General features: G+C 60.2%; 20 protein-coding genes and 1 tRNA gene. 3 read left to right on the top strand and 18 right to left on the bottom strand.

What is annotated here, in order from left to right; all coding sequences use genetic code 11:
• Positions 1-37: 37 nt before the first annotated feature.
• From QYE77_RS08665 to QYE77_RS15355, 6 genes are all read right to left on the bottom strand, one after another.
• The gene (locus QYE77_RS08665) at positions 38-1,417 is read right to left on the bottom strand and encodes a glycerate kinase type-2 family protein (RefSeq protein WP_315624996.1); all 1,380 of its coding nucleotides are present in this window, start codon (positions 1,415-1,417) and stop codon (positions 38-40) included.
• Positions 1,392-4,640, bottom strand: a complete 3,249-nt coding sequence (locus QYE77_RS08660; protein ID WP_315624995.1) for a diguanylate cyclase — start codon at positions 4,638-4,640, stop codon at positions 1,392-1,394. Before QYE77_RS08660 ends, QYE77_RS08665 begins: the two co-directional genes overlap by 26 nt.
• Positions 4,637-5,788: an ABC transporter substrate-binding protein gene (locus QYE77_RS08655; RefSeq protein ID WP_315624994.1), complete on the bottom strand. Its 1,152-nt coding sequence runs from the start codon at positions 5,786-5,788 to the stop codon at positions 4,637-4,639. Before QYE77_RS08655 ends, QYE77_RS08660 begins: the two co-directional genes overlap by 4 nt.
• 213 nt (positions 5,789-6,001) lie before the next feature.
• Positions 6,002-8,101 carry a heavy metal translocating P-type ATPase gene (locus tag QYE77_RS08650; protein ID WP_315624993.1) on the bottom strand — a complete coding sequence of 700 codons (2,100 nt, stop codon included), beginning with the start codon at positions 8,099-8,101 and terminating at the stop codon, positions 6,002-6,004.
• 51 nt (positions 8,102-8,152) lie between these two features.
• Entirely contained in the window at positions 8,153-8,440 is a 288-nt protein-coding gene (locus tag QYE77_RS15360; protein WP_399390574.1) for a zinc ribbon domain-containing protein, read from the bottom strand.
• A gap of 87 nt (positions 8,441-8,527) precedes the next feature.
• Positions 8,528-8,722 carry a YHS domain-containing protein gene (locus QYE77_RS15355; RefSeq protein ID WP_399389967.1) on the bottom strand — a complete coding sequence of 65 codons (195 nt, stop codon included), beginning with the start codon at positions 8,720-8,722 and terminating at the stop codon, positions 8,528-8,530.
• A gap of 605 nt (positions 8,723-9,327) precedes the next feature.
• Here QYE77_RS15355 and QYE77_RS08645 point away from each other — a divergent pair.
• From QYE77_RS08645 to QYE77_RS08635, 3 genes are all read left to right on the top strand, one after another.
• Entirely contained in the window at positions 9,328-10,539 is a 1,212-nt protein-coding gene (locus QYE77_RS08645) for an LCP family protein (RefSeq protein WP_315624992.1), read from the top strand.
• Between the two features lie 17 nt (positions 10,540-10,556).
• On the top strand, positions 10,557-11,804 hold the full coding sequence (hutI, locus tag QYE77_RS08640) for an imidazolonepropionase (protein ID WP_315624991.1): 1,248 nt from the start codon (positions 10,557-10,559) through the stop codon (positions 11,802-11,804).
• Between the two features lie 54 nt (positions 11,805-11,858).
• Positions 11,859-11,944: transfer RNA gene (locus QYE77_RS08635), tRNA-Leu, on the top strand.
• A 79-nt stretch (positions 11,945-12,023) separates the two neighbouring features.
• On the opposite strand, the gene QYE77_RS08630 is transcribed toward QYE77_RS08635, so the two are convergent.
• From QYE77_RS08630 to aspS, 12 genes are all read right to left on the bottom strand, one after another.
• Positions 12,024-12,221, bottom strand: coding sequence for a hypothetical protein (locus tag QYE77_RS08630; RefSeq protein ID WP_315624990.1), 198 nt, complete (start codon positions 12,219-12,221; stop codon positions 12,024-12,026).
• 200 nt (positions 12,222-12,421) lie between these two features.
• Positions 12,422-12,889, bottom strand: coding sequence for a GNAT family N-acetyltransferase (locus QYE77_RS08625; RefSeq protein WP_315624989.1), 468 nt, complete (start codon positions 12,887-12,889; stop codon positions 12,422-12,424).
• A gap of 54 nt (positions 12,890-12,943) precedes the next feature.
• Positions 12,944-14,506, bottom strand: a complete 1,563-nt coding sequence (locus QYE77_RS08620) for an N-6 DNA methylase (protein ID WP_315624988.1) — start codon at positions 14,504-14,506, stop codon at positions 12,944-12,946.
• Positions 14,493-15,449 (bottom strand): AccI family restriction endonuclease, encoded by a 957-nt coding sequence (locus tag QYE77_RS08615; protein ID WP_315624987.1) that lies wholly within the window; start codon positions 15,447-15,449, stop codon positions 14,493-14,495. The genes QYE77_RS08620 and QYE77_RS08615 overlap by 14 nt, the downstream gene beginning before the upstream one ends.
• Positions 15,450-15,631: 182 nt before the next feature.
• The gene (locus QYE77_RS08610; RefSeq protein ID WP_315624986.1) at positions 15,632-15,766 is read right to left on the bottom strand and encodes a hypothetical protein; all 135 of its coding nucleotides are present in this window, start codon (positions 15,764-15,766) and stop codon (positions 15,632-15,634) included.
• Positions 15,767-15,845: 79 nt separating this feature from the next.
• Positions 15,846-17,018 carry a M20/M25/M40 family metallo-hydrolase gene (locus QYE77_RS08605; RefSeq protein WP_315624985.1) on the bottom strand — a complete coding sequence of 391 codons (1,173 nt, stop codon included), beginning with the start codon at positions 17,016-17,018 and terminating at the stop codon, positions 15,846-15,848.
• 307 nt (positions 17,019-17,325) lie between these two features.
• Positions 17,326-21,126 carry a pre-peptidase C-terminal domain-containing protein gene (locus QYE77_RS08600; RefSeq protein WP_315624984.1) on the bottom strand — a complete coding sequence of 1,267 codons (3,801 nt, stop codon included), beginning with the start codon at positions 21,124-21,126 and terminating at the stop codon, positions 17,326-17,328.
• 76 nt (positions 21,127-21,202) lie between these two features.
• Entirely contained in the window at positions 21,203-21,862 is a 660-nt protein-coding gene (locus tag QYE77_RS08595; RefSeq protein ID WP_315624983.1) for a hypothetical protein, read from the bottom strand.
• A 41-nt stretch (positions 21,863-21,903) separates the two neighbouring features.
• Entirely contained in the window at positions 21,904-22,725 is an 822-nt protein-coding gene (gene mutM, locus QYE77_RS08590; RefSeq protein ID WP_315624982.1) for a bifunctional DNA-formamidopyrimidine glycosylase/DNA-(apurinic or apyrimidinic site) lyase, read from the bottom strand.
• 11 nt (positions 22,726-22,736) lie between these two features.
• On the bottom strand, positions 22,737-23,726 hold the full coding sequence (locus QYE77_RS08585) for a ribose-phosphate diphosphokinase (RefSeq protein WP_315624981.1): 990 nt from the start codon (positions 23,724-23,726) through the stop codon (positions 22,737-22,739).
• Between the two features lie 19 nt (positions 23,727-23,745).
• A complete protein-coding gene (locus QYE77_RS08580; RefSeq protein ID WP_315624980.1) occupies positions 23,746-24,288 on the bottom strand; it encodes a GNAT family N-acetyltransferase in 543 nt (180 codons plus the stop codon).
• Between the two features lie 36 nt (positions 24,289-24,324).
• Positions 24,325-25,644 (bottom strand): aspartate--tRNA(Asn) ligase, encoded by a 1,320-nt coding sequence (gene aspS / locus QYE77_RS08575; RefSeq protein ID WP_315624979.1) that lies wholly within the window; start codon positions 25,642-25,644, stop codon positions 24,325-24,327.
• Between the last annotated feature and the right edge of the window lie 20 nt (positions 25,645-25,664).

Here is a 25,664-nt window from a genome sequence, read left to right as displayed (position 1 = left end):
TATGTGCAAGTCCTATGCCAGAACAGAAGAAAGAGGGTCAGAAGGCGAAGAGGAAAGCCAAGTCGTTGACGTTGGTCTGGGTGGGGCCGGTGATGAGCAGGTCTTCCAGCGCCGCGAAGAAGGTATAAGAATCGTTGCGCGCCAGGTAATCGTAAGGGTCAAGCCCCCGCGCTTGTGCCCGTGCCAGGGTTGTGCCGCTGACGGCGGCGCCGGCAGCCTCGGTTGGACCATCCCCGCCATCCGTGGCGAGGGTGAGCAGCACCACCTCCTCCAGGCCGGCCAAGTCGGCCACGGCGCCGAGCGCCATTTCCTGATTGCGCCCGCCGCGTCCATTGCCGCGCAGAGTCACCGTGGTCTCTCCGCCGGTAATCAGGCAGGCCGGGCGGGGGAGCGGGTCACCGCTGGCGGCGATCTGGCGCGCCAGGGCAGCCAGGAAACGCCCGGCCTGACTGGCCTCACCCTGCAGATACGTGGTCAGCAACAGGGTCTGGAAGCCTTCGGCCTGAGCCTGCGCCTGTGCGGCCTGCGCCGCCTGCAGGTTATTGCCCACGATGAGGTTCTGCACCTGCTCAAAGCGCGGGTCGCCGGGCTTGAGCGTCTCGGGGCGCTCACCGGCCAAACCGCGTCGTAGATGATCCAGGATCGCCGCGGGCACCTGCGCGGTCAGGCCATAACGTTCCAGGATGGCCAGCGCCTCGGCGTAGGTGGTTGGGTCGGGAACGGTTGGGCCGGAGGCAATCACGTCCAATGGGTCGCCAACCACGTCCGAGAGGATGAGTGCCAACAAATGGGCCGGCGCCGTCAGGCGGGCCAGGCCGCCACCCTTGACCCGGTCGAGGTGCTTGCGCAGGGCGTTGATCTCGTTGATCGTGGCGCCGCAGGCCAGCAAGGCTGCCGTCAAGCGCTGCAGGTCATCCAGGGTGATACCGGGTGCCGGTGCGGTGAGCAGGGCTGACCCCCCGCCGGAGAGGACGAGAATGACTAAGTCCTCGCCGTTGCAGGTCGCCAGGCGTTCCAGCAGAGCCTGGGTAGCCGCCACGCCCTGAGCATCGGGTAAGGGGTGGCCGGCCTCGTACACGTCCACCCCCCGCGCGCGCAGGCGCTCGGCTTGCGCGCCACCATGGCCGTATTTGGTGATCACCAGCCCGCCGCTGAGGTCATCGCCGAGCAGGTCGGCTACTGCCCCGGCCATGGGGACGGCGGCTTTGCCCGCCCCCACCAGCCAGAGGTGGCGCAAACGGCGCAGGTTGTAGGTTTGGCCGCCGGCGCTGAGGGTATCGCCCTCACGGTGCATATGGCGTCGCACCGCCTGAGCCGGCTCGACGGCTTGTAATGCCGCACCCAGAACGCGCAACACCGCCTGAGCACGGGCGTCACCCAGGGCGCGCAGGCTATGAGGAAGGTGATGCAGTGCCATCGTCGTCCGCCTCACCCTCCCACAAGACGGCGCGGTTGCGGCCGCTTTCTTTGGCGCGGTAGAGGGCCGCATCTACCCGCATCAACCACTGGTTGAGGTCGGGGTGGTCGCGATCAAAGGCGACTACACCCAGCGAGAGTGTGATCTGGATAGAATGCTCGCCACCGTTGAAGGGCGGGTTGGCCACGGCCTGGCGCAGGCGCTCGGCCACTCCCAGCGCGGCTTCGGCATCGGCTTCGGGGAGCACCATCAGGAACTCTTCGCCGCCGTAGCGCCCCAAGACATCGAAATCGCGCAGCTGGCGGCGGCAGCGCTGGGCCAGGTCGTGCAATACCTCATCCCCTACCAGGTGGCCGTACGTGTCGTTCACCAATTTGAAATGATCAATATCGGCCAAGATCATCGCCAACGGGCGCCGGTAGCGCCGCGCGCGTTCGATTTCGCGTTCGGCTAATTGGAGCGCGTAGCGGCGATTATAGACCTGGGTCAATTCATCGGTGATGGCGAGGTGCTTCTCGCGTTCGTAGAGGCGAACGTTGTGAATGGCGATAGCGGCCTGGTCGGCAAAGGCTTTCAGCAGGTCAAGGTCTTCCGAGGTAAACGCATGGGTCTCGCGGGTGCAATCGAGGGTGATCACACCCACTGGTTGTTCGTGCAGGTACATCGGAGCGGCGATGGCGGAGCGCACCTGGCGCATTTCTTCGATCTCACCGTCATAACGCACCACTGGGTCAGCGCGGGCATCCGGAATCAAAATGGGGCGACCTTCGCGCAGGGCTTTGGCAGCGTAGCCAGCCTCGCGTGGGAAGCGCAGCGCATAAATGCGCGGGTCGGTATAGCCATAGAGGGCTTCGATCACCAATTCCCCGCTCTGAGGATCAAGCAAGAGGACGCTGCCGCGGTCGGCAGCCGGAATGGCCTCCGTGGCGGCCTCGAGTACCCGCAGCAGCAGGGGCTTGAGTTCCAACGAGGCGGTCAGCGCGGCATTGACCTTGGCCAGGGCTTCGGCGCGGCGGCGCAGGCGTCGTTCGTTGTCCAGGATGCGCGCATTGCGGATAGCGATGGCGGCCTGGATGGCAAACAGATTGAGCAGGTTGACCTCTTCCTGGCTGAAGGTGCGTTCCTTATAAGTAGCGACGTTGAGTACCCCCAGGAATTCATCCCCCCACTGCACCGGCAGGCCGATGACGGCATGGACCTGAGATTCTTGCGGCAGGTGAGTCAGACGCCCTTCCCAATGGCGATAATCGGTGATGAGGATCGGTTCGCGGCTCTGCAAGACACGCCCTGAGAGGCTCTCGCCGCGGCGGATGATCAACCCCAGCGGCAAGGCATGCTCACCCAGGCTGACCACGCGCACCAGGTAGTCATGAGCGGGTTCGTAGAGGTAGAATCCACCAGCATCGGCGTTCACGATTTTCACCGCATGCTGCACCAAGGATTGAAGCAGGCTGTTTAAGTCCAGGTGTGTGGTAAGTTCCAACGTGGCCTGGCGTAGAGTTTCCAATTGTTGTTTCTGGCGCTGCAAACGCTCCTGGGAAACATTGCGCTCGTTAAGGCTAAGCAAGAGTTCCCGATTCAGGCGGCGCAATTCCTGGGTGCGCTGGTGGATCCGTTCTTCCAGATCGGCATGAGCCTGGCGCAAGGCTTCCTCAGCACGGCGGCGCTCGGCTAATTCCTGGCGCAGTTGTTCGTACAAGGTTAGGGTCTGCATGGCGTGGGCCAGTTGATCACCCAGCATTGCCAGCCAGCGCTGCTCGGCTTCGGCCCAGGCCTCGGGGGTATGAGCTTCCACCCGCAGCAAGCCGAGCCGGTCCTGGCGCCCCTGGAGCACGATCATGGCGTAGGGGCCTTCGATGTAGACCCGCGGCGTCGTTGCCGCCAGCCAGCGGTGGGGGTTGGGCGCGGTGGAGGGAAGGGTTTCTTCTGTGGCCGGGGCGGTGGGGGCACGTCGGGATGCCGCCAGGGTTAAGTTGCCCTGGTCATCGCGCACAAAGATATACGCCGCGCGAGTCTGGGGAAAGAGGGTAAAAAGAGTCTCTAGGGTTGCGTTATAGGCGCTTTCGAGGTTCTCCGCGGCATGGAGCAGGGTCGCCAGTTGGTAGAGATGCGCCAGCGCCTCGGCCTGGCGGGCCAGGGCGGCCTGTTGAGCCTGCAAAGTTTGGGCCATGATGTTGAAGGCCTGTGCCACCTGGCGCAGTTCCTCCGGGCGTTGGAGGTTCAAGCGGTGCTCCAGACGCCCGGCGCTGAGCGCCAGTGCGCCCTGGCGCAGGTGCTCCAACGGGATTAAGATCTGGCGGCGCAGGTGGGCATCTGCACCGAGCGAAAGCAGCACGCCCAGGAGCAAGGTGCCGCCGCCCAGGATGCCCAGGCTGAGCAAAGTGCCAGCGTGCACCTCGTGGCCGGGAACCTCGGCTACCACCACCCAGTCGCTATCGGGGATGGGTAGCACCGTGCGTTCCACCCACTGCCCCGCCGCATCCAGGTTCCATTCCAGGTGCTGGGGCTGGCCGGCAGCCGGAAGCACGGCCAGCACTTCTGGCGGCAGAACCGCGCCGCGCAAAACCACCTCGGGATCCGGGTGGGCCATGATGCGCCCGGCGCTATCGGCCAGGTAAACCACGCCGCTGTGGCCCAGGGAGGTAGTGCGCACCCGCTCCCACAGTGGTTCAAGCGAAATCTGCGCTGCCACCACCCGCCCTTCCACTGCGGGCATGGCCAGGAGCAGGTAGGGCTTACCCTGGGGTGAAATCTGGAAGGGGCTCAGGTAGGTGTGCCCGGCGCGCGCTTCGGCCAGCCAGCGCGCCTGGGGCAGGGTTACCAGTTGGATGGTCGGGGTGGCGGCACGGCTCAAGGAGAGGATCACCTGGTTGTCCGGCCCAATCACCTGCACCAAATCGTAATCCGGATAGAGATCGAAAAGCCGCTGGGCTTGCTGGGGATGTTGGCTGGCTTCGTCCAGGCCGACCAGGGCAAAGGCTTGCAGGTTATTTATGGTTTGTTGCAGGTAGGCCTGAACGCTCAGGGCCAGGTTGTGGGCAACCTCGGCCTGGCGCCCATGCCAGGAACGGCTCTCGTTTTGGTAAATCAGGGTGGCGGTAGCAAGAAGGATGAAGGCCAGGCTGAGCAAAATCAGCCCCCGCAGCAGGCGTTGGAAGGTGCGGCGTAACGAAGCCGGCGCTCGAGAGGGCGCAGGAGAGGGGGGCCGAGGCGTGGACATCATGGTGGAGTGGGCGACGAAATCATTTCAGGAGAGGGCGTACGCAGGCGCACAAATTGCTCCCACATGCGATTATACGCCATTTCGGCCTCGGGGCTGAGGGGCAGGATCAATTCGGCGTTGGTCAGCGCCTCGGCAGGCGGGAAAACGAGCACCTGCACGTCGGGGTCAAGTTTTACCTGCGCCCAGGAGGTCTCATTGGCGGTCGCCCACAGGCTCTGGGCGGTGATTTGGGCGGCCACCTCGGGACGCAGGAGGTAATCCAACAGGCGCAGCGCGGCTTCGGGGCTGCGGGCCGAGCGCGGGAGGACGAAATGATCCATCCAGAGGATGCTTCCTTCGGCGGGCAAGGCATAGACCAAGTCCGGAATCTCGCGACGGGCCAGCAGATAATCCCCGACCCAAGCCACCGCGACCTGCGCCCGGCCGGAGCGGAAGGCTTCAGCCAAGGCTTCGGGTCGGTAGGGGGCAGGCGGGAGCGTTTGCCAGGTATTGAGTTTAGCCGCAGCCAGGTTGAGGGCTTGTAAATCTTCGCTATTGACCGAATAGCCTAACGATTTCAAGGTCAGACCGATGACCGTGCGCGGGTCCTCCCAGAGAAAGATGCGCCCGGCATAATGTTCGTCCCACAAATCTGCCCACTGTATTAGCGAAGAGGTAACGTGAGCAGGGTGATAAACGAACCCCGTTGTGCCCCAGGAATATGGCACGCTGTAACGGTTTTCGGGGTCAATAACCAGGTCCCGGAAGGCCGGGGCGATGTGGCGGAAATTGGGCACCTGGGGCAGGTCGAGCGGCAGCAGGCGCTCGGCGCGGATCAGCCCCGGTACCTTATCGTTGGCCACAATTGCCAGGTCGCATGTTTCCCCTTCCAGGATGCGGCGGTAGGCTTCCTCGGCGGAGTAGTAGTAATGCAGTTCCACCGGGATGCCCGTCTCGGCGGTGAAGCCCTGCAAGATTTCCGGGGTGATGTCGTTCTCCCAATCCAGCACCACCAGCGGCAGGGCCTCAGGGGCAGGTGAAGATGCGGCTTGAGGGGGAAGCGGGACACACCCAACGCTTAACAGGGCCAGTGCCACCAGCCAGGTCAGCCAGCGGTAGATCGGTGTTTGTCGAACCGGGGTAAGGATACAGGCGGGCTCGTCGTTCACAATGCACTCCCCCGAAGCGGACGGCGACGAGGCAAAGACGCGCAACAAAGGTTGGGGTTGCCCTGATTATAGCAAAATTCAATCGCACAGGGAATGTGTGCAAACTTAACAAAAGTGCAAAAACAACGGTCGCTTTGGGCACGCTTATTGCATGTACAGCCTTTTCCCCCGCTGTGGGGTTGCGCCAATTGCCTCTAGGTGAGGCGCGCCCTTTTAATTCAAACGCGTTCTTCGCAACAATTGCGCATTAAGGGCGACAATGAGCGTGCTCAACGACATCAATAAGGCCGCCAGGGCTGGGGAGAGAAAAAGGTTCCAGGGAGCCAAGGCCCCCGCGGCCAAGGGCAGGGCAAACACATTGTAACCGGTCGCCCAAACCAGATTTTCAATCATCTTACGATAACTGGCGCGGCTAAGCGTAATCACGCTGACGACGTCCAGGGGATTGCTATGTATTAGGATGATTCCGGCAGACTCGATGGCCACATCGGTACCCGCGCCGATGGCGATGCCGACATCAGCGCGCACCAAGGCCGGGGCATCATTGACCCCATCACCGACCATCGCCACGCGCTTGCCCTGGCTTTGCAATTCGGCGATCTTCCGCTCTTTATCCTCCGGCAGGACCTCGGCATAAAAACGATCAATGCCCAAGTCCTCGGCAACCGCCTTGGCGACCGCCAGGCTATCGCCCGTCAGCATGGCCACCTCAATGCCCATTTGATGGAGCCGCTGCACGGCCTCGCGGCTCTGAGGTCGAAGCGTATCTGCCACCGCAAAGGCCGCCCACACCTGCGAGTCTGCGCAGAGATACACCACTGTCCTCGCTTTGGCTTCTTCAGCGCGGGTAAACGCGGCAATTTCCTCGGGCAAATCCAGATGCAACATTTCCAGCAAGCGCGGCCCGCCCACATAAACCTCCTTGCCATCGTAAAGCGCACGCACGCCACGACCTTTGATGGCTTCGAACGAGGATATTTTCGGTAATATGAGACCGCGTTGATGGGCCGTATGGCGCAATGCCTGAGCAATCAGATGTTCTGAGTCACTCTCTATGGCCGCGGCCAGGGCTAAGGCACTGGCCTCATCCATACCTGCCACCGTCTTGATACCAACGATGCCGAATCTCCCCTCGGTCAGGGTTCCGGTTTTGTCAAAGACCACCACATCCACCTGGCGCACGATCTCTAGCGCGAGACGGTCGCGAATCAGAATGCCATTGCGGGCGCCGAGCGTGGTGGTAATGGTGACAACCAAGGGCACTGCGAGGCCTAAGGCGTGAGGACACGCAACGACCAGGACGGAAACCACGCGCTTGAGTACCTCCACGTTGAAACCAACGGCCAGGCTCCACACCAGAGCAGTCAGCAGGGCAACCCCTAAAGCAATGTAGAACAACCAGCCCGCCGCTCTGTCGGCCAGCACTTGGGTGTGGGATTTTGACCGCTGGGCTTGTTCCACCAGGCGCATAATGCCGGCCAGCGCCGTCTGTTCCCCAACTGCCATCACCCTGACGCGGAGACTTCCCTCGCCGTTCAAGGTGCCAGCGATGACTTTATCCCCTATGCCCTTTTTAACGGGTCTGGATTCACCGGTCAACATAGATTCATTTACGCTGGATTCCCCCTCCACCACCTCGCCGTCCGCCGGAATGCTTGTGCCCGGGCGCACCAGCACCAGATCCCCCGGGCGTAGTGCCGAGACCGGGATGGTCTCAACGTTCCCTTCTGCGTCAATGCGCTCCGCAGTATCGGGCAAGAGGCGAGCCAGTTCATTCAATGCCCCTGAGGCCTGACGAATTGAGCGCATCTCCAACCAGTGCCCGAGCAACATGATGTCAATCAGGGTAACCAACTCCCAAAAGAAACCCTCCTCGAGGCGGGTAACCTGCGCCAAAACGCTGTAGACAAAGGCGACCGTGATGGCCAGAGAGATGAGCATCATCATCCCGGGTTGCCGGTTGCGTAGTTCCGGCACTGCCATGCGCAGGAACGGTACACCGCCATATATGAAAACGGCCGCCGCAAAGGCCAAGGGTATCCATTCGCTTGCGGGAAATTCCGGCATTCGGAATCCTAACCACCTCTGAAGCGCAGGGCTATACAAAAGCACCGGAATGGAGAGCATTAGGCTGCCCCAGAAGCGCCGTCGGAACAGCTGCTCGTGGCCGTGGTGATCCACCTGATGGGTGGCGTGCTTATGAGGGGAACGCTCGTGTTCAATCGGATGTCCCTGCCCCTGGGCATGTTCACGACTGCCTTGATCGGGGGTGAGCTTCCTTTCATGAGGAGGCTCATGGTGGTGATGTTCCATGGCTGCTCCAATCTCCAATCCTTTACATAGTCGGAATTGCTGACCCACTTTTTAAGGCTGGTTGGGGCTCTCCTGGGCTTCAATCAGTGGATAACCGCAAAATCCACAGTGCTTCCAGCCTGCCTCGATCGTCTGACCACAGGCCGGGCATTGCATTTTCGGGAGTCTCATGCCACACGCGGGGCAAAATGCATACTCAGGGCGAAGTGGAAAGCCGCAATGGGGGCATAAGCGCGTTTCAGCACTGGACACTTTTGTTGGGCTCTCGCTGGTACCAGGGCTCGTGCGCTGGTGTTCTTCGTGAGACTCACTCTGATGCCCGGCATGGCCGGTTACCATGTGCATAATCATACACCCGCACATCTTAATCCTCTCTTTTTACGCCTTCCTCATGAGATGAAGCGCTGACCATCTCAAGACGAGGCGTCAATGGGAACCGTGAGAATGGGGGCCGGGCTGGGTTGGGCCGAGATATTTTTCAGGGTCGCGCTCAAAGGCTTGTTTACAGCCCCGTGAACAAAAGTAATAGGTCACACCTTTATACTCATACTGATCAGCGGCCTTAGAAGGGTCCACCGACATACCACACACCGGGTCCTTAAAAACGGCAGGGGTATTCATGATCTCAACTCCTTTTGGAAACACGATCCTATCATAATCTATTGGTTCCTCGTCAACTATACCAGAAAGCCAGGGAGACTCGAAGCGCCGAATCTTGTACCCCGATATAGGTGTAATGGCGTATATGTTCTGACTTAGCAGGGAACTTTTTGCCTCCGTTCAACGTATTAATGATTGAACCAAATCGCCTTACAGGTCTGTCAGGCCCGGCACGCGTGGGCTGACAAAAGTGTTGGGAAACGGCGAACGGCCGTTAATTACAATAAGAGTAACCAGCGACGCCGAGGCGGGTTTAACCCTACAAAGGTGGTCGGTTGTGTCGTGGTGCGGAAGGGGAAGAAGGAGGTCAGGATGGCGTTCATCGTCTATGCAGTGGTTGCGTTAGTTGGGATTGTGTTCCTGGGGTGCAGCCTGCTCGGTTTACGCTCTTCGGAGTAGGCACGCGCTGTGAGTAAGGCTGATCGTCCCTGGAAGGCCGTTATCCGTCCCCGGCAACGCCGTTAGCCGAGGGTGTAGAACTATGTCACCTTGTGAAGCGCAGTGGGTCGCCCGGGCGGCCCACTGCGGCTTTTCCTTGGGTGCGGCTGTGCTATAATGCCAGCAGGATGGCTGAGGCTCAGGCACGAGTCACGCGCACCGGCTGGCGTGGGTTCGTCCGCGGGTTAAGCGGGCTGATCCTGCTCGTGTTGACCGCCTGCACCCGCCCTGCGGCGACGGCAACGGCAACCCTCACCCTCGCTTCGCCAACGCTCAGCGCCACCGCGCCCCCCTCCCCTGCGCCCACCCCTGTCACGTTTTCCACCCCGCAGGCCACGGCTGCCCTGCCCATCCCACCGCCGCTGACGGTGGACCTGCCCGCCGAGGTGCGCACGCTGGTGCTCTTGGGCAGCGACGCGCCTGCCCCGCATCTGGGGCGTACCGATGCGATTATGCTGGTGTTCTACCACCCCCGCCTGGGGCGCGCCAGCCTGCTTTCCGTCCCCCCGGATCTTTACGTCTATCTACCGGGGTTCACCCTGCAACGCCTGAATGTGGCTTACGCCCTGGGCGGATGGCCGCTGGTGGCCGATACCTTGGCCTATAACCTGGGAGTGCGCCCGCAAGACTTCGCCCTGGTGCACCTCCCCGATTTCGTTTACTTGATTGATGACCTGGGCGGACTGGAACTGACGATCCTCTCACCTCCACCGCCGATGTGCGGCGATATTCCCCTCGGCACTCACCTGCTCAGCGGCGATCAGGTGCTGTGCTACCTGCGCGTGCGCGAGGGGGAAGGTGAAATTGAGCGCAATGCCCGCCAACAGCAGGTGCTGGAGGCGCTCTTCCTGCGCCTGGTGCAGGGGGGTAACCTGGTGCGCCTGCCGGACCTTTACCGCACCTATCGCAACAGCGTGGAGACCACGTTGGGGTTGGAGGATCTACTTACCGCCATTCCCCTGGCACTGCGCCTGGGTGATCCGGGCCACCTGGGATTTTTCCGCTTTTCACCCCAGGCGCTGAGCCCCTATCTGCTCTCAGAGCAACCGCGGGTCAGCGTCTTCCTGCCCAATCGCACAGCGTTTCAAGGCGAGATCCAGGATGCCATTAATTATGTCCTGACGCCGGTGCCGTTCTCCGCACGCGTGTTGACCCTGGAATATGAACTGACCATCTCGCCGACGCCGACCTTGACCCCCACACCCACCCAAACGCCCACCATCACCCTTACCCCCACCCCCAGCCCGACCCTTGTCACCACACCGACGCCCTCGCCCACGCCCAGTCTCAGCCCCACCCCCTCGCTCACCGTTACATCCACCCTGACCCCCACCCCCTGATTCGCGGAGGTAACCCCATGCTCATCCATTCAGCTAGCCAGTTGTTGACCCTTGCCGGTGGTCCCCAGCGCGGGCATGAATTGGGCCGCCTGGGGTTGATCGAGGACGGCGCCGTGCTGGTGCGCGGGGGTTTGATCGAGGCCGTCGGTCCCAGCGCCGTCCTGCGCGCCGCCTATCCTAACGAAGACCTCTGGGATGCCGGCGGGCGCGTGGTCATGCCCGGTTTCGTGGATCCGCACACCCACCTGGTCTGGGCCGGCGACCGCGCTCAGGAATTCGAGTGGCGCACCCAGGGCAAGACCTATACCGAAATCGCGGCCGCGGGCGGGGGCATTCTGGCCACGGTGCGTGCTACCCGCGAGGCTCCCCTGGAAACGCTGATCGAACAGGCTCGCCAGCGGGCCTGGACGATGCTGCGCCACGGCACCACTACCGCCGAGGCGAAGACCGGTTATGGCCTGACGCCCGAATCCGAACTGCGCCTGCTCGAGGCCATCCTGCAACTGAATCAGGAGGGCCCGTTGGAACTGGTGCCGACCTACCTGGCCGCGCACGATGTGCCGCCCGAGTTCCGCTCTGATCCTCAGACCTACGTGGATCAACTCTGCACCGAGATGCTGCCCGCGGTGCGGCAGTGGTGGCAAACCCACGCTCCGGGGCGCCCGTTGCCGTTTGTGGATGTCTTCTGCGAGCGCATTGCCTTTGATTTAGCCCAATCGCGTCAGATCCTGGTACGGGCGCGGGAATTGGGCTTTGGGCTGAAAATCCACGCCGATGAGTTCGAAAGCCTGGGCGGGGCACGCCTGGCGGTGGAACTGGGGGCGACCTCTGCTGATCATCTGGTCAAGACCCCCCCGGAGGATATTCAGGCTCTGGCCGTTAGCGGGACGGTCGCGGTTGCGCTACCCTGCACACCCTTTGGCCTGGCACAGCCCGAGTACACCCCGGCGCGGGCGATTCTGGATGCCGGGGGATTGCTGGCGTTGGCTACCGACCTCAACCCCGGCACAGCCTGGTGCGAGAGCATGCCTTTCGTCATTGCCCTGGCCTGCCGCTACCTCAAACTCACCCCGGCCGAAGCGATTGCCGCTGCCACCATCAACGCTGCCGCAGCCATTGGCGCCGCCGACCGCCTCGGCTCGCTGGAGCCGGGCAAGCAGGCCGATTTAATCGTCCTGGATGTGCCGGATTATCGCCACCTGGGCTATCGCTTTGGCACCAATCCGGTGCTGCGGGTGATGAAACGGGGGCGCTGGGTGGTTTAGCCGCGCCGCGGACGCTTGACGCAGGGACAGCTTGGGGTAAAATCTAAGATGTAAGGGGCGGTGGCGGAACAGGCAGACGCAGTGGACTTAAAATCCACCGGTGCGGGAGCACCTTGAGGGTTCGAGTCCCTCCCGCCCTACACGGCAAAATCACCTCACGGCGTCCTTCGCGGCGCCGTGGGCCTTTTAATGGCTTCTCGTGACCGGAGACCATCCACCTCACTCGGCCAGCGGTAACGGCATTTGCTCGCGCAACACCTGCAGTACGCGCTCCAGCGCCGCCTTGCGCTCCTTGAGCATGGCCTTGTAACGGATGTTATCCGTCTGTGAAATTTCCATGCGCATGTCTGAGACGCACGCTTCCAACACCTGCATCAGAACGCGGGCTTCTTCCGGGGTCAGATCCAGGGTCAACATGATACACCTCCTCACAGCCCGTTAAACAGGCACAGCCCTCCGTGTTCATCACCACGGACGGCTGTGCACGCTTTCGTGATCCGGGGGAGGCCCGGCTCCGCGGACCTCAGCCATGCGCTGTGCAACGAGTTACATTTTTATTATACGAAAAGCGAGGGGTAAAAGTCAATGGGGTGCCACGGCGGCGATTCCAGGGCTGGTCAGGCACTGCCCCGCCGGAGGTATTTGACAAACACCAGTTCAGGGTCATTCTCATCGAGGTGATAAATCACACCGCTCAGGATGTAACCCAACTTTGTCAGGAGGGCTTGCATCGGCAGGTTAGAAAGGTTCGTGGAGGTAAAGAGTTTGGGGGTGCGGCAAGCCTCTTCCAGGTACTGCATCAGCCTGGTGGCAGCGCCCTGGCGGCGGTGCTCGGGGTGAATATAGAGTAAGGAAATAAAGCCTTGCCCGAAAAAGGATGTATCGAGCACGGCATACCCGATCACCTGCCCCTTGGCCTCGATCACGTAGCCATGCCCGTCTTCCACCGCGCGAGCGATAAACGCGCGCCGGCTTTCGTCCTGCTGGGCGAGGACGTCTAAAGCGCAGAGGGCGGGCGCGTCACTGGCGGTGGCGGGGCGAACGGCGAAAAGGTCGGGTTCAGAGGGGGAGGTAAAGGGGGGCAAGGGGAGGGGCGTGCGGAGAGTGAGAAAGCAGTTTCTATATGAGGCACATAAAATTCACCTATCTGACCAATCATCTGAATTGGTTATGTAAGATGCGCTTTGCTCAAATAATCGCATTTGCTTTGGCACACCATACTGCTCTATCACGTGATTTGGGATAGGCAATTTTTCCAACAAGCGCGGTTCAACCTTTATGGCACCATTCCCATAACTTTTTCCAACCTTAGACAAGTTTGCCAGTGTATCTGGATGAGTGAGAACTTTCCAGATCTTCTCCAAGTATTCCTCGCTAGTATCTTTCGGATATACACATAAAAAACCTGTCAATGGAACAACCCCCGCAGTATTACGAATAAACCTTGAGTTACGACGACCCAGATAAGCAAACAGGAAGGGTGGAGGTATTCGCATCTCCATTCTATACCAGGGTTTGCGCTGCGCAATTAGGGGACGTTTAGGCAAGCCTAGAAGTTCACCACTTCTAAGATATCTTTTTACAGGATCCGGAAAAGTTTCTATATCATCACCGCTCAATGACAAGAGTAACGTAGGCCTTCCTTGACGATCAAGTCTCTCAAGGATCTCATGAGTAATTTCATTACCTGGAACATCCCGAGTTCTTCCAATAGCCTTAACAAAATACTCTTCGGGAATCCCTAAGATCCTAGCTTTTTTCTTCGTCATGAAGAAAAAGTCATTAGCCCCCGTTGCAATACCTCGAACCACCTTAACAAAATCACCCAATACATATGTTTCGTTAAGATGCCGTGCTGGTTCACGCGAAAGCCCAGTGGAGAGACCCTCTCTCAAGTCTCGGATTGTGACATATAGATCCTTTTCAGTAACATTTATGAACCCGGACCTTACCCACATTTTAAGTGCGTTGGTGTTTGGATGATAAACCCTAGTCCATAAAAAATGAGGCTTTGGGGGTACCTTACGAATAAAGAAAATAAGAGGGTTTGTATCAACATTTGGGAATGGAGTGGCTTCAGGAGTAAATGTGATGACGGCCTCGAGAGCAAAATTGCCTGTAATCCAAGACCACAAATCATGGGCGAATTTTCCTTCACAAGTATCCGCTGGCATAATAAACGCTAGTCGCCCGTTCTCCTCAAGTAAAGATAGTGCGCGGATCAGGAAATAGATATGTAAACCAGCTCGCCCGTCCAATTCCTTACCAATGAGTTGAGCAGCAATCTGCTTAAGTTCCGTTTTTTTCTCTGGACTAAGGCGATGATGCCGAATAAATGGGGGATTAGCAACAATGGCTTGAAATTTTCTCTGTGGTGGATCCGATACAAAATCGCTAATTTTTACCTCAGCAAGCTCAACAGGATCCAAGCCTTGCTCAATGGCTTGTGTCAAAGTATTAGGGTCAATCTCCATACCAGAAAAACTAACAGCCAGACCCTTTTCGCTAGCAATTTTTATAGCCGCACGGAAAAAAGCTCCTGTTCCAACGGCAGGATCAAATAAGAGTCCACCATGGTCGGCCAGAACGTATTCAACCATTGGCTCCGCAATCCAAGCGGGAGTCCAAAATTGTCCCTTTTCTCTAAAGTGCTCTCTAGTTTCCCAAGATGAAGGTAGTCTGTATGTATCAGCCCTTAGCATTTGCAATCTCCCTTAATACATTTAGAGCTTCATCTCGCAAATCCATTTTTCCACCCTCAAAATGCACATACGGTAAAATGTGCCCGTTCTTGTCCTGGATAAATTTCGCTTTTAATCTCGGTTCACGAACTGCATCGCAAAGGGGATAAGCATAGTGGTAATAAATTTTATATATAGTCTTTGTTGTAGTAGCTCCACCTGGTGATTGGAAGGTCTGCTTTGTTGGTATGATAAATCCTTGATCAATTAGCTCTTGTGCTCTGTCAAAGGAAATACCAAACGCGATATCATAAAAGACGTGCCAAATATGAATTGGGATTCCATTATTATCCTGCCATATTTGCAATGGTTTGCGATCCTCTTCCTTCAATATCAAAGTTGGTAATACAGCGCCTTTTTTTACCCCAGGCTTACCACCCAACCATTTTTGTGGTCTTAATTCCGAACCGAAATCTGGCATTTGTTTTGCGATCCAGAGACTATTTTCGCACTCAACTGCGATAATCGCATGCGCTAGTAACTCTCGCAATACGCTACTATCTTCTGGGGTGAAGGGTAGCTCGCTGATGCCCCCTATTGAATCCACGAGACCTTCCACGATCTCGCGTGAACTTTTCTTGAATATTAACAGGTCTGGACGCTTGATTTTGCCTAGACCAGCCGCTTCAAGCCGTTCGAAGTAGAGTTCAAATGCTCTAACATCACTGTCTGGTGCTGTTCCGCTTGGCCCATAAGGAATTGCAAAGAATTCGTTTGTATTATTAACAGCCTGAATGATGCGTTCTTCACTCCATAACCCTTGAGACCAACGCATTAAAAAGTCGCTCCCACGAAGACGGCGAGGATTAAGCACAAATTCCAACCAATCAAGATTTGAGAATCCTCGAAACTCAAACTCGATTTCTTCGGCACTGATGCTTAAGAGTTCTTCAAATAAATGCATACGCTCAACTCCCTCAGGGTTGATTATATCTAATTTGAGAGTGGAACTAAATAAATGCAGGATTTATGTAAATTATCGAATAGATATTTGATAATACAACTATGCTCTTAAAGTAACTAAACGAAATTGCTCTGGATAGCCGTTAACATCAACCAAAAAGCCGACAATCTATTCCTTGCTCATTATGGCTGTTCAACTACCTTGATGGTAACCTGAAACGCGCCGTTGCGGATAAGGCACTGCCCCGGCTGTACCCCCTCAAAGCGCACGGTGCCGATCATCCCGACCAAAATGATAACAGGAAGCCTTCTCATCATAGGCAACGACCAAACGTTTCAGAGGACAAGCAACCCTGAAAACCGGACAAACCTGTTAGGTCTCCCTTGTTTGTCAAGGTCAACCTATCTCCCTCAGCCCCTTTGCTAATGCCTGGTAACCCAGCACCGCGGCCAGGACGTCATTGACCTCAATGTATTCATTGACTTTGTGCGCCAGGGCAATGCTGGAAGGGCCGTAAATCAGGGTCGGGAGGCCCAGTTCGCCGGCGGTAGTGCTGGCGTTGGTGCAGTAGGGGGCGATGAAGGTCTCGGCGCGCAGACCTGCCGCACGCAAACTCGCTAGCGCCTGCTGTACCCAGGGCGTGCTCTCTGCCCACAGCCAAGCGGGGTGGAAATCCGGGGTGCGCAGGGTGGCGCCGGTGTAAGTGCTCAGGGTGACCTCTTCAAAGCCAAAGGTCAGGTCTTCCCGCCCGCCGAAAGCCTCGCGATAGGGTTGCAGGACGCTCTCAGGTGTCTCTCCAACCACCAGGCGACGGTCGTAGCGCACCAGACAGGTGTAGGGGATGGTCGAAGCGCTGGGGTAGGGCTCGGAGTGAATATCCAGCGCTTCCATCACCCCTGCCCCCAGGATGGGATGCGTGAGTAGCGGCAGGGCACGAATACGCTGGACGACCTCGGCGGCGACGTAGATGGCGTTGTGGCCCTCTTCAGGTGTGGAGGAATGCGCCGGGCGGCCCTGGGCGCGGAACCACAGTTTGGCCCGTCCCTTCTGGCCGATGCCCAGGCGGCCCTCGGTCGGCTCGCCGATGATGACCAGATCCGGGCGTAACTGGGCGCAGACCTGCCCCAGCGCCGCCCCCTCCAGGGTCTCTTCACCCACGCTGGCCACCACGGTCAAGGTGCCGCGGAATTCGGTCGCGGGCAGGTGACCAATCGCGATCAGCATGGCCGCCAGGCTGCCTTTGGTGTCGGTAGCGCCGCGCCCCCACACGCGTCCCCCCTCCAGGCGACCGCTGTACGGATCACCCCCGGCCCAGGCTGTTGCCTCACCCGGGGCCACCACATCCATGTGGGCATCGAAGAGCAGGTGTGGGCCGGGAGCATACCCCTGGCGGCTGGCAATGACGTTACCCCAGGTATCACGCTCCACGTGATCGAACGACAGCCGGCGCAGCCTGGCTTCCACCAGATCGGCCAGAGCCCTTTCCTGACCGGAGAGGCTGGGCGTGCGCACCAGGGCTTGCAACAAGGCAACGACTTCATCTTGCAAGGTGGGGGAAAGCGTAGGCATGGCAAACTCCATTGTGTAAGTGTCCGAAAGCTTTGGGAAGACGTCCCTGGATTCCCTCGGCACAGCGGGGCAGAAATGCCATATGTTCTTAATGAATGTGTAAGAGCACCTTGGGTCTAATTATAACCATCTCAAGATCAAGGCAGTGGAATCCCCTCGCTCAATCTAGCCGCCATAAAAGGAGACCCGGGCTTTTCCGGAACGCCATGATGAACAGCGCGTCAAAGGCTTGATTCTTTACGCTTCCACAGCGCGCGGGGAGGCCGAGGCAGAGAGGGACATTGATCTTACACCCAGGGTTGAGCGTTCATCGGCTCACCAGTGGCAGGTAGAGGAAAGCCGCTTCATTGTAACTAACGCTATAACGCGCAGCGCTCCCGGCCAGACCGGTGACAAGCGGTGTGAGGCGGAGGGCATAACGACCGGCCTGCGGTGGCGTCCAGGTGAAGAGCAAATCGCGGCCCAGGTCGGGGGCGGCGAACGTCGCCAGGCGGGTGCTGCCATCCGCGGCATAAATTTCGACCCGCACGGCCGCGCCACCGTCCAGCGAGCGCACGGCAAAGAGATAAGGCTTGGGGTCGGCGATCTCGACGGTCAGCCAATCCTCATCGTTCACCCCGCTCCCTCCGCGACAGAGGGTATGTTCCTGCGCCACGCCTACCCCCAGGGAGGTGGCGCCGTCAAGGGTGTCATCGCCGGGCTCGTAACCATCGGGCTGGCAGGAGGCTTCGATTTGGGTGCTGCGTTCTTCCGACCAGGCGCTGACGTAACCCGCATAATCCCATACCTGGGCGCGGAAGGACAGCGTTTGCCCCCACGTGCCCACATACCAGGCACTGCCGCGCGGGACGGTGAGGCTACCGCTGAGGGGTTGCCAGTCACCTCCGCCCACGCGGGCTTGCAAGGTTATCCCGGCCACGCCGGTTTCGGCATCCTGCGCCGCCCAAGCCAGGCGCACCGCCGTGCTGCGGTTAGGTGTGGTCAGCGGGTCAAGAGAAACGCTGGGCGGGTTGGCATCCACGCGCAGGCCCAGGCGCAGGTCGCCGCTGCGATTGCCGCCGAAATCCACCGCTTCCACATATAGGTCACCCCCGGCCAGGGCAGTGCTGGAGGTCGCCCAGGTCCAGCCGTCGCGCCCGTCCCAATCCTGGCCCATTAACTGCCAGGGCGCGCGGGGATTAGCCCGCCAGTAGAAGTTGACCAGTGCAACGCCGCTCTCGCCGTCGCTGGCCTGGGCCTGCATGGTCAGTGCCCCGTTCGGCACCCAGGACGTGGCCGGCGTGGTGAGATTCAACGTGGGCGGCGTGCTGTCAACCTGCACCTGGAGGGTGTAGGTCTGGTCGGCGTCCCCCACCCCGGGGTGCCCCCAGGCGCGCACCTTGAGGTAGTACGTGCCGCTGGTGGGCAGGGTGTAGCTGAGGGCGGGGTCGTTCATCTGGTACAGCACCAGGTCGTCGTTCTCGGCCAGGCGGTTGCCCTGGGCATCGTAGAGGGTCAGGATGGCATCCAGGGGCGAACCGTTGCGCTGGGCATCCAGGCGGATAGCGAGGCGTTGACCGGCCTGCCCGCTGAAACGATAGTAATCCACATCCCCTGCCGGGCAGATGACGCCGCTCGCACTCTGCCCAACGGTGAGGGGGGTGGCGGTGTTCAGGGTGTCGTTAGGCGTGCTCTCACCGCACGTCGGCGGGGTCTCCGCGGAGATGCTCAGGTCATCCACCACCCAGCCCAAGCCACCGTTGTAGTAACTATCCAGTGGGTTGAAATGAAACCGCACCCGGATCGTTTGCCCGGCGTAGGCGGCCAGCGAGATAGCCGGGCTCTCCACCCAGGTGCGCGGCGGGTCGTCGTAGAACTGCCAGACGTTACGGAAAAGGCCATCCGCGCCGGCGATCTGCAACCAGCGCTGATCCCAATAGGGTTCGGGGGATTCGGTATCAGCGTAATAACGAAAGCGCAGGTAGTAGGTACCGCTGGCCGGGATGTTGATCGGCGGCGAGGTCAGGTCACCGCTGGTGTTGCCGCTGGCCACCCACGCCGCGCTGGCGCCGCTGAGGGCGGGCGTGCGCCACTGCCAGGCGCCCGTAGCCAACCAGCCTTCACCATCGGCATCGAACGAAGCCTGATAAGGGAGCGCTGGCGAGGTACCGCCGGAAAGATAGGGCGGAAAAACCTCAAAGGATTGCTCTTGAGAGACACCGCCGGCGGAAGCTGAGTTGTAAGCCGTGACCCGCCAGACGTATTTGGTGGCCGGGTTGGCCGCCGGCAGGGTGCCTAATACCGCGGCCGGGCTGCGCAAGCCATCGGCGGTGAACACGTTTTGGTTATCCGCGTGGCGGCGCACGTCCAGGCGGTAGCGGGTGGCGCCCTCGCTGCGGAAAGTGAAGTAGAGGGTATCCGGCTGGTTGAGATCTGCCGCGTAAGCCGGGGTGATCAACGTGGGGGGGCCCAGCGTGGTGCTGCGCGTCTGCACCTTGAGCGAGGAAAGCCGCCCCCTGCCGAGCGGGTTATCGCCTAGATTGGTGTCGCTGGCTTCGAGGGCTTCGGTGCGCCCCTGAAAGTCGGGTAGATCGTAGAGCAGGGCGCGCACGCCGCTCCCGACCAGGATGGAGGCAGTGTTATTGTCACCTACTGCACCAAAACTACCGGCGTTACTGTATTCGCCCAGGCCCAACACCACGCAGGCGCCCTGGTAGTCGGGTTGGCTGAAGAGCGCCACCTGGGTACTGGAGATCGTGCAGGCCGGTGGGGGTGGGGCGCAGTTGGAACGGTTGAGCACCGTGCGCATCCCCAGCGGTTCGGGGGAACGGTTGCCTTCGTAGTCCCAGGCGTAGAAAGCCACATCCACCGGGCCGTTGGGCAAGCCCAGGCTGCATAGATCAATCTCGCCCACAAAGGGCGTGCTCGTGAAAGGGCTGCCGATCTCGCGCCATTGCCCATCCAGGCCGCGCACGATGGGCTGAACGCGGGTGACGGCAATATCATCGCTGGCGGTGCCGCCGATCAACACCCGCCCATTGGTGATCACCTCACCCGCCTGGGGCAGGGTCAGGTTGCCGCTGGGCGGGAAGGCACCGTAGTTCCCCGAAACGTATTCATCCTGGCACTGGGTGCCGTAACTCGGCCAACGGCTGGCCTCGTAGCAATTGCGCGGCGTGCCGTCGTTGATGCTGACATCATCAAAGCGAATGTCCACCGACGAACCCCAGTACCAGGTAGGATTGGTGTGGACGTGAAAGTGCAGGTGATGGCCGGTGCTGTAACCGGTATCATCGGCATTGCCGATAAATTGCCCCTGGCGCACGATAGCACCCACCTGGCGCAGGTTCGGCGGAATGCTGTCATAGGCCAGGTGCAGGTAAAGTTGGTACGTAGTGGGCGCGGTGGTGACGTCTTTGAGCACGATATAGTTGCTGCACGTCTCCGAGCCGTTGGGGCAGTCCCATTTCGCCATATAGACCGTTCCCCCGCGGGCCGCCAGGATGGGGAACATGGTGCCATCGGCAAAGTCATAGGCATAACGACAGTAGTCAATGCTGCACGAGTAATACCAAAGGAAATGACCGATGGAGCCGCTGAGCCGCTTCTTCAACCCGCCGGCCCAGGGCAGTTTGTAGCCGCGGTACACGGTCGCCAGGGCCTGCAGTTGCTCGGTGCTGGGGGCGGCGTAGCGAGCGCGCACTTCGGGATCGAGCAGGTCATCCGGAACCGCGGCCAGGGTTTGTGCCCAGTCGCCATCGGCCTGCAAGGTGACCTGCCAGTCGGTGCTCAGCGCTCCCAGGGTATCGCGGCGGGCAATGGCGAGGCCCGGCTCGGCAGGGATGACCTCTCCGCTCTCCGCATCCACCAGTGCCAGCCAGAGCACTGCCAGCCGGCCATCCGGCGACTCGACCACGCGCTCGATCTTGACGCGATACAGGGTGAACGCCAGCACCTCAAACTGGTGCTGGTTGATTTTCGCTTCCAGTGCGGCGGCAAGGGCCGGGTCAACCAGGGGGGTGGTTTGAGGTTGGGGCGGAGGTGGACTGCCCCAAGCCGGTTGCGTTATGCCAGTCAGCCACAGGGTGAGGAGGACAACCCCGAACGCCAGAACGCGGAATTTGGGCATGGTGAATCACCTTTACGTGTAAATTTGAGCCGCGCTACGCCTGGGGTTCGAGATCCAAGTGACTAACACGGCGGAGTCAGCCTTCCCAACGGCGCACCGCTTCCTGAATCAGGGCGCGGATGCCCTCATCGGGCACGTCATCAATGCTCCCATAGCGTTCCAGGCCCACCCACACCACCACGCCGTGTTGGGGCTCCTCGACCAGACGCACGCGGCGGTCGGCATAAGGGGAAGTGGCCAGTAACTCTTGGAGGATGGCATCAATCTGTTCCACAATGCTGCCCTCACGCGGGGGTTCAGCCGGGGGAGTTATGAGCGTCTCGATGGGCACGGTGAAGACACTGGGTGGTGCAGGGGGCGGGGGTGATACGGGAGGGTTGGGGGAGTGCAGCCCCAGCCAGAGCGACCAAGTCTCCGCCGCCGTGCACAGGCGCTGGCGCTGCTCATCGGTCAAGGTATCTGGAGTTGCATGAAGCATGCCATCTACCTCGACCAGCAACTGCCCGGTGCTGCGGTCACGCCAGAGCCGGGTGACAAAGACGTGCGAGGCGTCGCTGAACGGGGGTTGCCGCGAGGGTGCAGCCGTGGATGATGCAGTCTCGGTTTTTGACGCCGGTGCTGTAGGTTCACCCGCGGCAGCGGACCGCCGCTCGCGCTCACCCCACAGCCAGACGACCAGCGCCCCCAATAAAAAGCCCAATATACCAACGAGGATAAGGAGAAGAACTTGTTGCATCACAACCCACCTCACTCACAGTTGACCTACAATGGTTCACATTACACCTGGCAGTGGGGACAGAAGTGCGTGCTGCGTTGACCTACAAGTTGCCGTTGAATCGGTGTACCGCAGCGCAGACAAGGCTGGCCGGCACGCCGATACACCGCAAAATGATTCTGAAAATCGCCCCCGCGGTAGACCCAATCAATGCTGGCGCCGTGGTGGGCAATGCCAGCCCGCAGTACCTGCCGGATGGCGTGCAAGAGACGTTCCGCCTCGGTGCGGGAGAGGGTGTGGGCCGGGCGCAGGGGATGCAAGCCAGCCTGGAACAGCGCTTCATCGGCATAGATATTGCCCAGGCCGGCCAGGAAGCGCTGGTCGAGCAATAGCGGCTTGAGGCGGGCGCGCGAGGCCTGTAAGCGGGCATAAAAGTCCGCAGCGCTGAGGTCGGGGTCGAGGGGTTCCGGCCCGAGGTCGCCGAGGACGCTTGTCTCATCCTCCACCAGCCACACCCGCCCGAATTTGCGCGGATCGTTGAATGCCAGGCGCCACCCATCGGCAAACGCGAACACCAGGCGGTCATGAGGCTGGGGCGACGCAGCCGGTGGGGGTTGCCAGCGCAAATCACCGCTCATGCGCAGGTGCAGCAAGACCACCCCACCCCCGGACAACACCCAGCGCAGGAACTTGCCGCGCCGGCCAATGGCCGTGACGTGCTGGCCGGTGAGGCGCTGGGCAAAAGTGGCCGGGTCAGGCGCGGCGAGAGTGCGTGGCCAGTGCACCTCCACCGCGGTAATGGTGCGCCCGAGCAGAGGCGGTTCGGTGGCGCGGCCCTCCCGCAACCACCGCGCAATCGTCTCCACCTCGGGCAGTTCCGGCATGAGCGTTACCCTCACTCGTTGAAGAGTTCACCCACGCTGCGGCCTTCGTTGGTGCGGCGGATCACCTCGCCCAGCAAGGGGGCAATGGTCAGAACCTTAAGCCGCTCGCCGAATTTAGCCCGCTTCTCCGGCGGGATGGGAATGGAATCGGTGGTCACAAACTGACGCACCGGCAGGGCAGCCAGACGATCGGCGGCGTCCAGTGAGAGCACCGGGTGCACGAACGAGACGTACACATTGCGCGCGCCGTTATCCTTAACCAGGTTGACGGCCTGCACCACCGAGACGCCGGTATCCACCTCATCATCCACCAGGATCACATCGCGATCATAGACATCCCCGATCAGGGTTAGCGCTTCGGCGCGGGCATCGTTGGCGACGCGTCGCTTTTCGATGAAGGCCAGGGGCAAGTGCAATGCCTGAGCGTAGTTGCGCGCCTTCTTGGCGAAGCCCAGATCCACCGTCACGACGACCGGGTTGTACATCTGCGGCAGTTGGGTCTTGAAGTAATCGGTGAGCAGGTAGAAAGCGGTCAGCACATCGCCGGGGATGGAGAAAAAACCCTGAATTTGCCCGGCGTGCAGGTCCATGGTGATATAGCGATCCGCCCCAGCCACCTCGATCATATCGGCGACCAGACGGGCAGTGATGGGCACGCGGGGCTGGTCCTTCTTGTCCGAGCGGGCGTAGCACAGATAGGGCACCACTGCCGTGATGCGCGCCGCCGAATCCAGGCGCAGGGTCTGGATCATGATTAGCAGTTCCATCAGGTTACGGTGCACCGGCGCCGAGGTGGTCTGGATCACATAACAATCTTGCCCGCGCACGCTGGAATGGAGGCGGACGAAGAGGTTGTCGTTGGGAAAGGTGATCACATCGCGCCCGCACAGGGGCAACCCCAGATATTCCGCAATGGCTTGGGCCAGTTCGGGGCACGCCGTCCCGGCAAAGAGGCGGATGCCGCCGTACATCATACGTTCGTGTCGGGTGTGGTTGGGCATGGGCTACCGACCTCCTCTCCTAGTCCTCCACATCCTGCCACTCACTGCGCAGGACGCTCATGATCAATTCGTCCACATAGCGCCCGTTCTGGAAGCGCGCCTGGCGCAGGCGTCCTTCCAGGGTGAAACCGGCGTGTTCATACGCCCGGATCGCACGGGGGTTCGTCTCATAGACGCGCAGGTAGACGCGGTTAAGGTTAAGGGTATTGAACGCATGGCGTAACAACAGGCCGACCGCACGCCGTCCATACCCACGGTTCCAGAAGGCTTTATCGCCGATGGAGATGCCCAGTTCGGCCTGCCGATTGACCCAATCCACGTTATGCAGGCCGCAGGTGCCGATCAGCGTCCATACCCCCCCAATCTCGACCTCAATCCCCAGCACCTGCTCGGCCGGATGGCGCTGGAGCATCTGTTCAAACCAACGTTCTTCCTGCGCCATAGAGAGCGGGTAAATCAGGTTCAGCCCCTGGCGCACCTCAGGGTCATTCATCCAGGCGACAAAACGGGGCAAATCCTCCCGTTCGATGGCACGCAAACGAATTCCTTGACCAACGATCACGCATTCCCTCCAGAGGTTAAAGTGCAAGTGCGCGGCTTACGGATGCAAGCGATTGGGACCGCGGAAGAGGAAGACCGCCTCGCGGATGTTGGGCAGGTTGAGCATGACCATCATCAACCGCGAGAGGCCGAGACCAAACCCGCCATGCGGCGGACAACCGTAGCGGAAGAAATCCAGGTAGAACTGAATCGGCTCGAGCGAGAGCCCTTTTTCCAGCGCCTGCTCGCGCAGGATAGGGTAGCGATGCTCGCGCTGGGCGCCGGTGACGATCTCGGTGCCCTTCGCAATCAGATCGAACGAGCGGGTCAGGTCGGGGCGCTCGGGGTGGCGCATATGGTAAAACGGACGTACCGTCCAGGGCCAATCGGTGAGGAAGAAGAAATCATGGTTGAACTCGCGGCGCACGTATTGCGCCAGGGTGCGCTCGCCGCCGGGGTCAATATCGCCTTTCTTCTCCGGGGGCAGGGTGTAGCCCTCGCGTTTGAGGATCTCCACTGCCTCGGCCATCGGGATGCGTGGGAAGGGCACGCTGGGGGCCTCGATTTGCACCCCAAAGTGGGTTTCGATGTCGGCGGCGTGCTTCTCGGCGACGCGCTGATAGACGTAATGGAGCATGTTTTCCAGGAAGCGCATGACGTCTTCATGCGATTCGATGTAGGACATCTCCATGTCCAGGCCGGTGAACTCGGTCATGTGGCGCGAGGTGAATGAGGGATCGGCGCGAAAGACCGGCCCAATCTCGAAGACGCGCTCGAAGCCCGCCGCCATCGCCATTTGTTTGTAGAACTGGGGCGATTGGGCCAAGTAGGCCTTGGTATCAAAATACTGCACTTCAAACAGTTCGGCGCCGCTCTCGCTGGCGGAGCCCATCAGTTTGGGCGAATGGATCTCGATAAAGCCGTGCTGCAACCAATATTCGCGGAACGCCATCTCCAGCGTCGTCTGAATCTCGAAGAACGCGGTGACCGGCTCACGGCGCATATCCAGGAAGCGCCAGTCCAGGCGGTAATCCAGGGAGGGCAAGACCTCTGCGGTCGGATCCAAGGGCAGAGGTGCTTCGGCCAGGCTCTCCACCTGCAGGGTTTCCAGTTGCACTTCCAGCCCGCCCAGTTTGACGATGGGGTTCTCGACCACCGTGCCGGTGATTGTCAACACCGATTCGTTGGTCAAGCGTGAGATCTGCTCGGCCAGGGCAGGGTCGGCCTTCTTGTAAAAGGCGACCTGCACCATGCCGCTGCGATCGCGCAGGATGAGAAACTGCATTGTCTTCTGGTCGCGCAAGGTGTGCAGGAAACCCTGGATCTTGACCTTTTGACCAATGGCCTGGGGGAGATGGGCGATAAGTGTGCGTTCCATGCAGATCACTCCTCACAAAA

Source organism: Thermanaerothrix solaris (genome assembly GCF_032334255.1).
Taxonomy (GTDB): Bacteria; Chloroflexota; Anaerolineae; order Anaerolineales; family Anaerolineaceae; genus Thermanaerothrix; species Thermanaerothrix solaris.
Note: the sequence above shows the minus strand (reverse complement) of the source record. Positions and strands in the feature narration are given on the sequence as shown.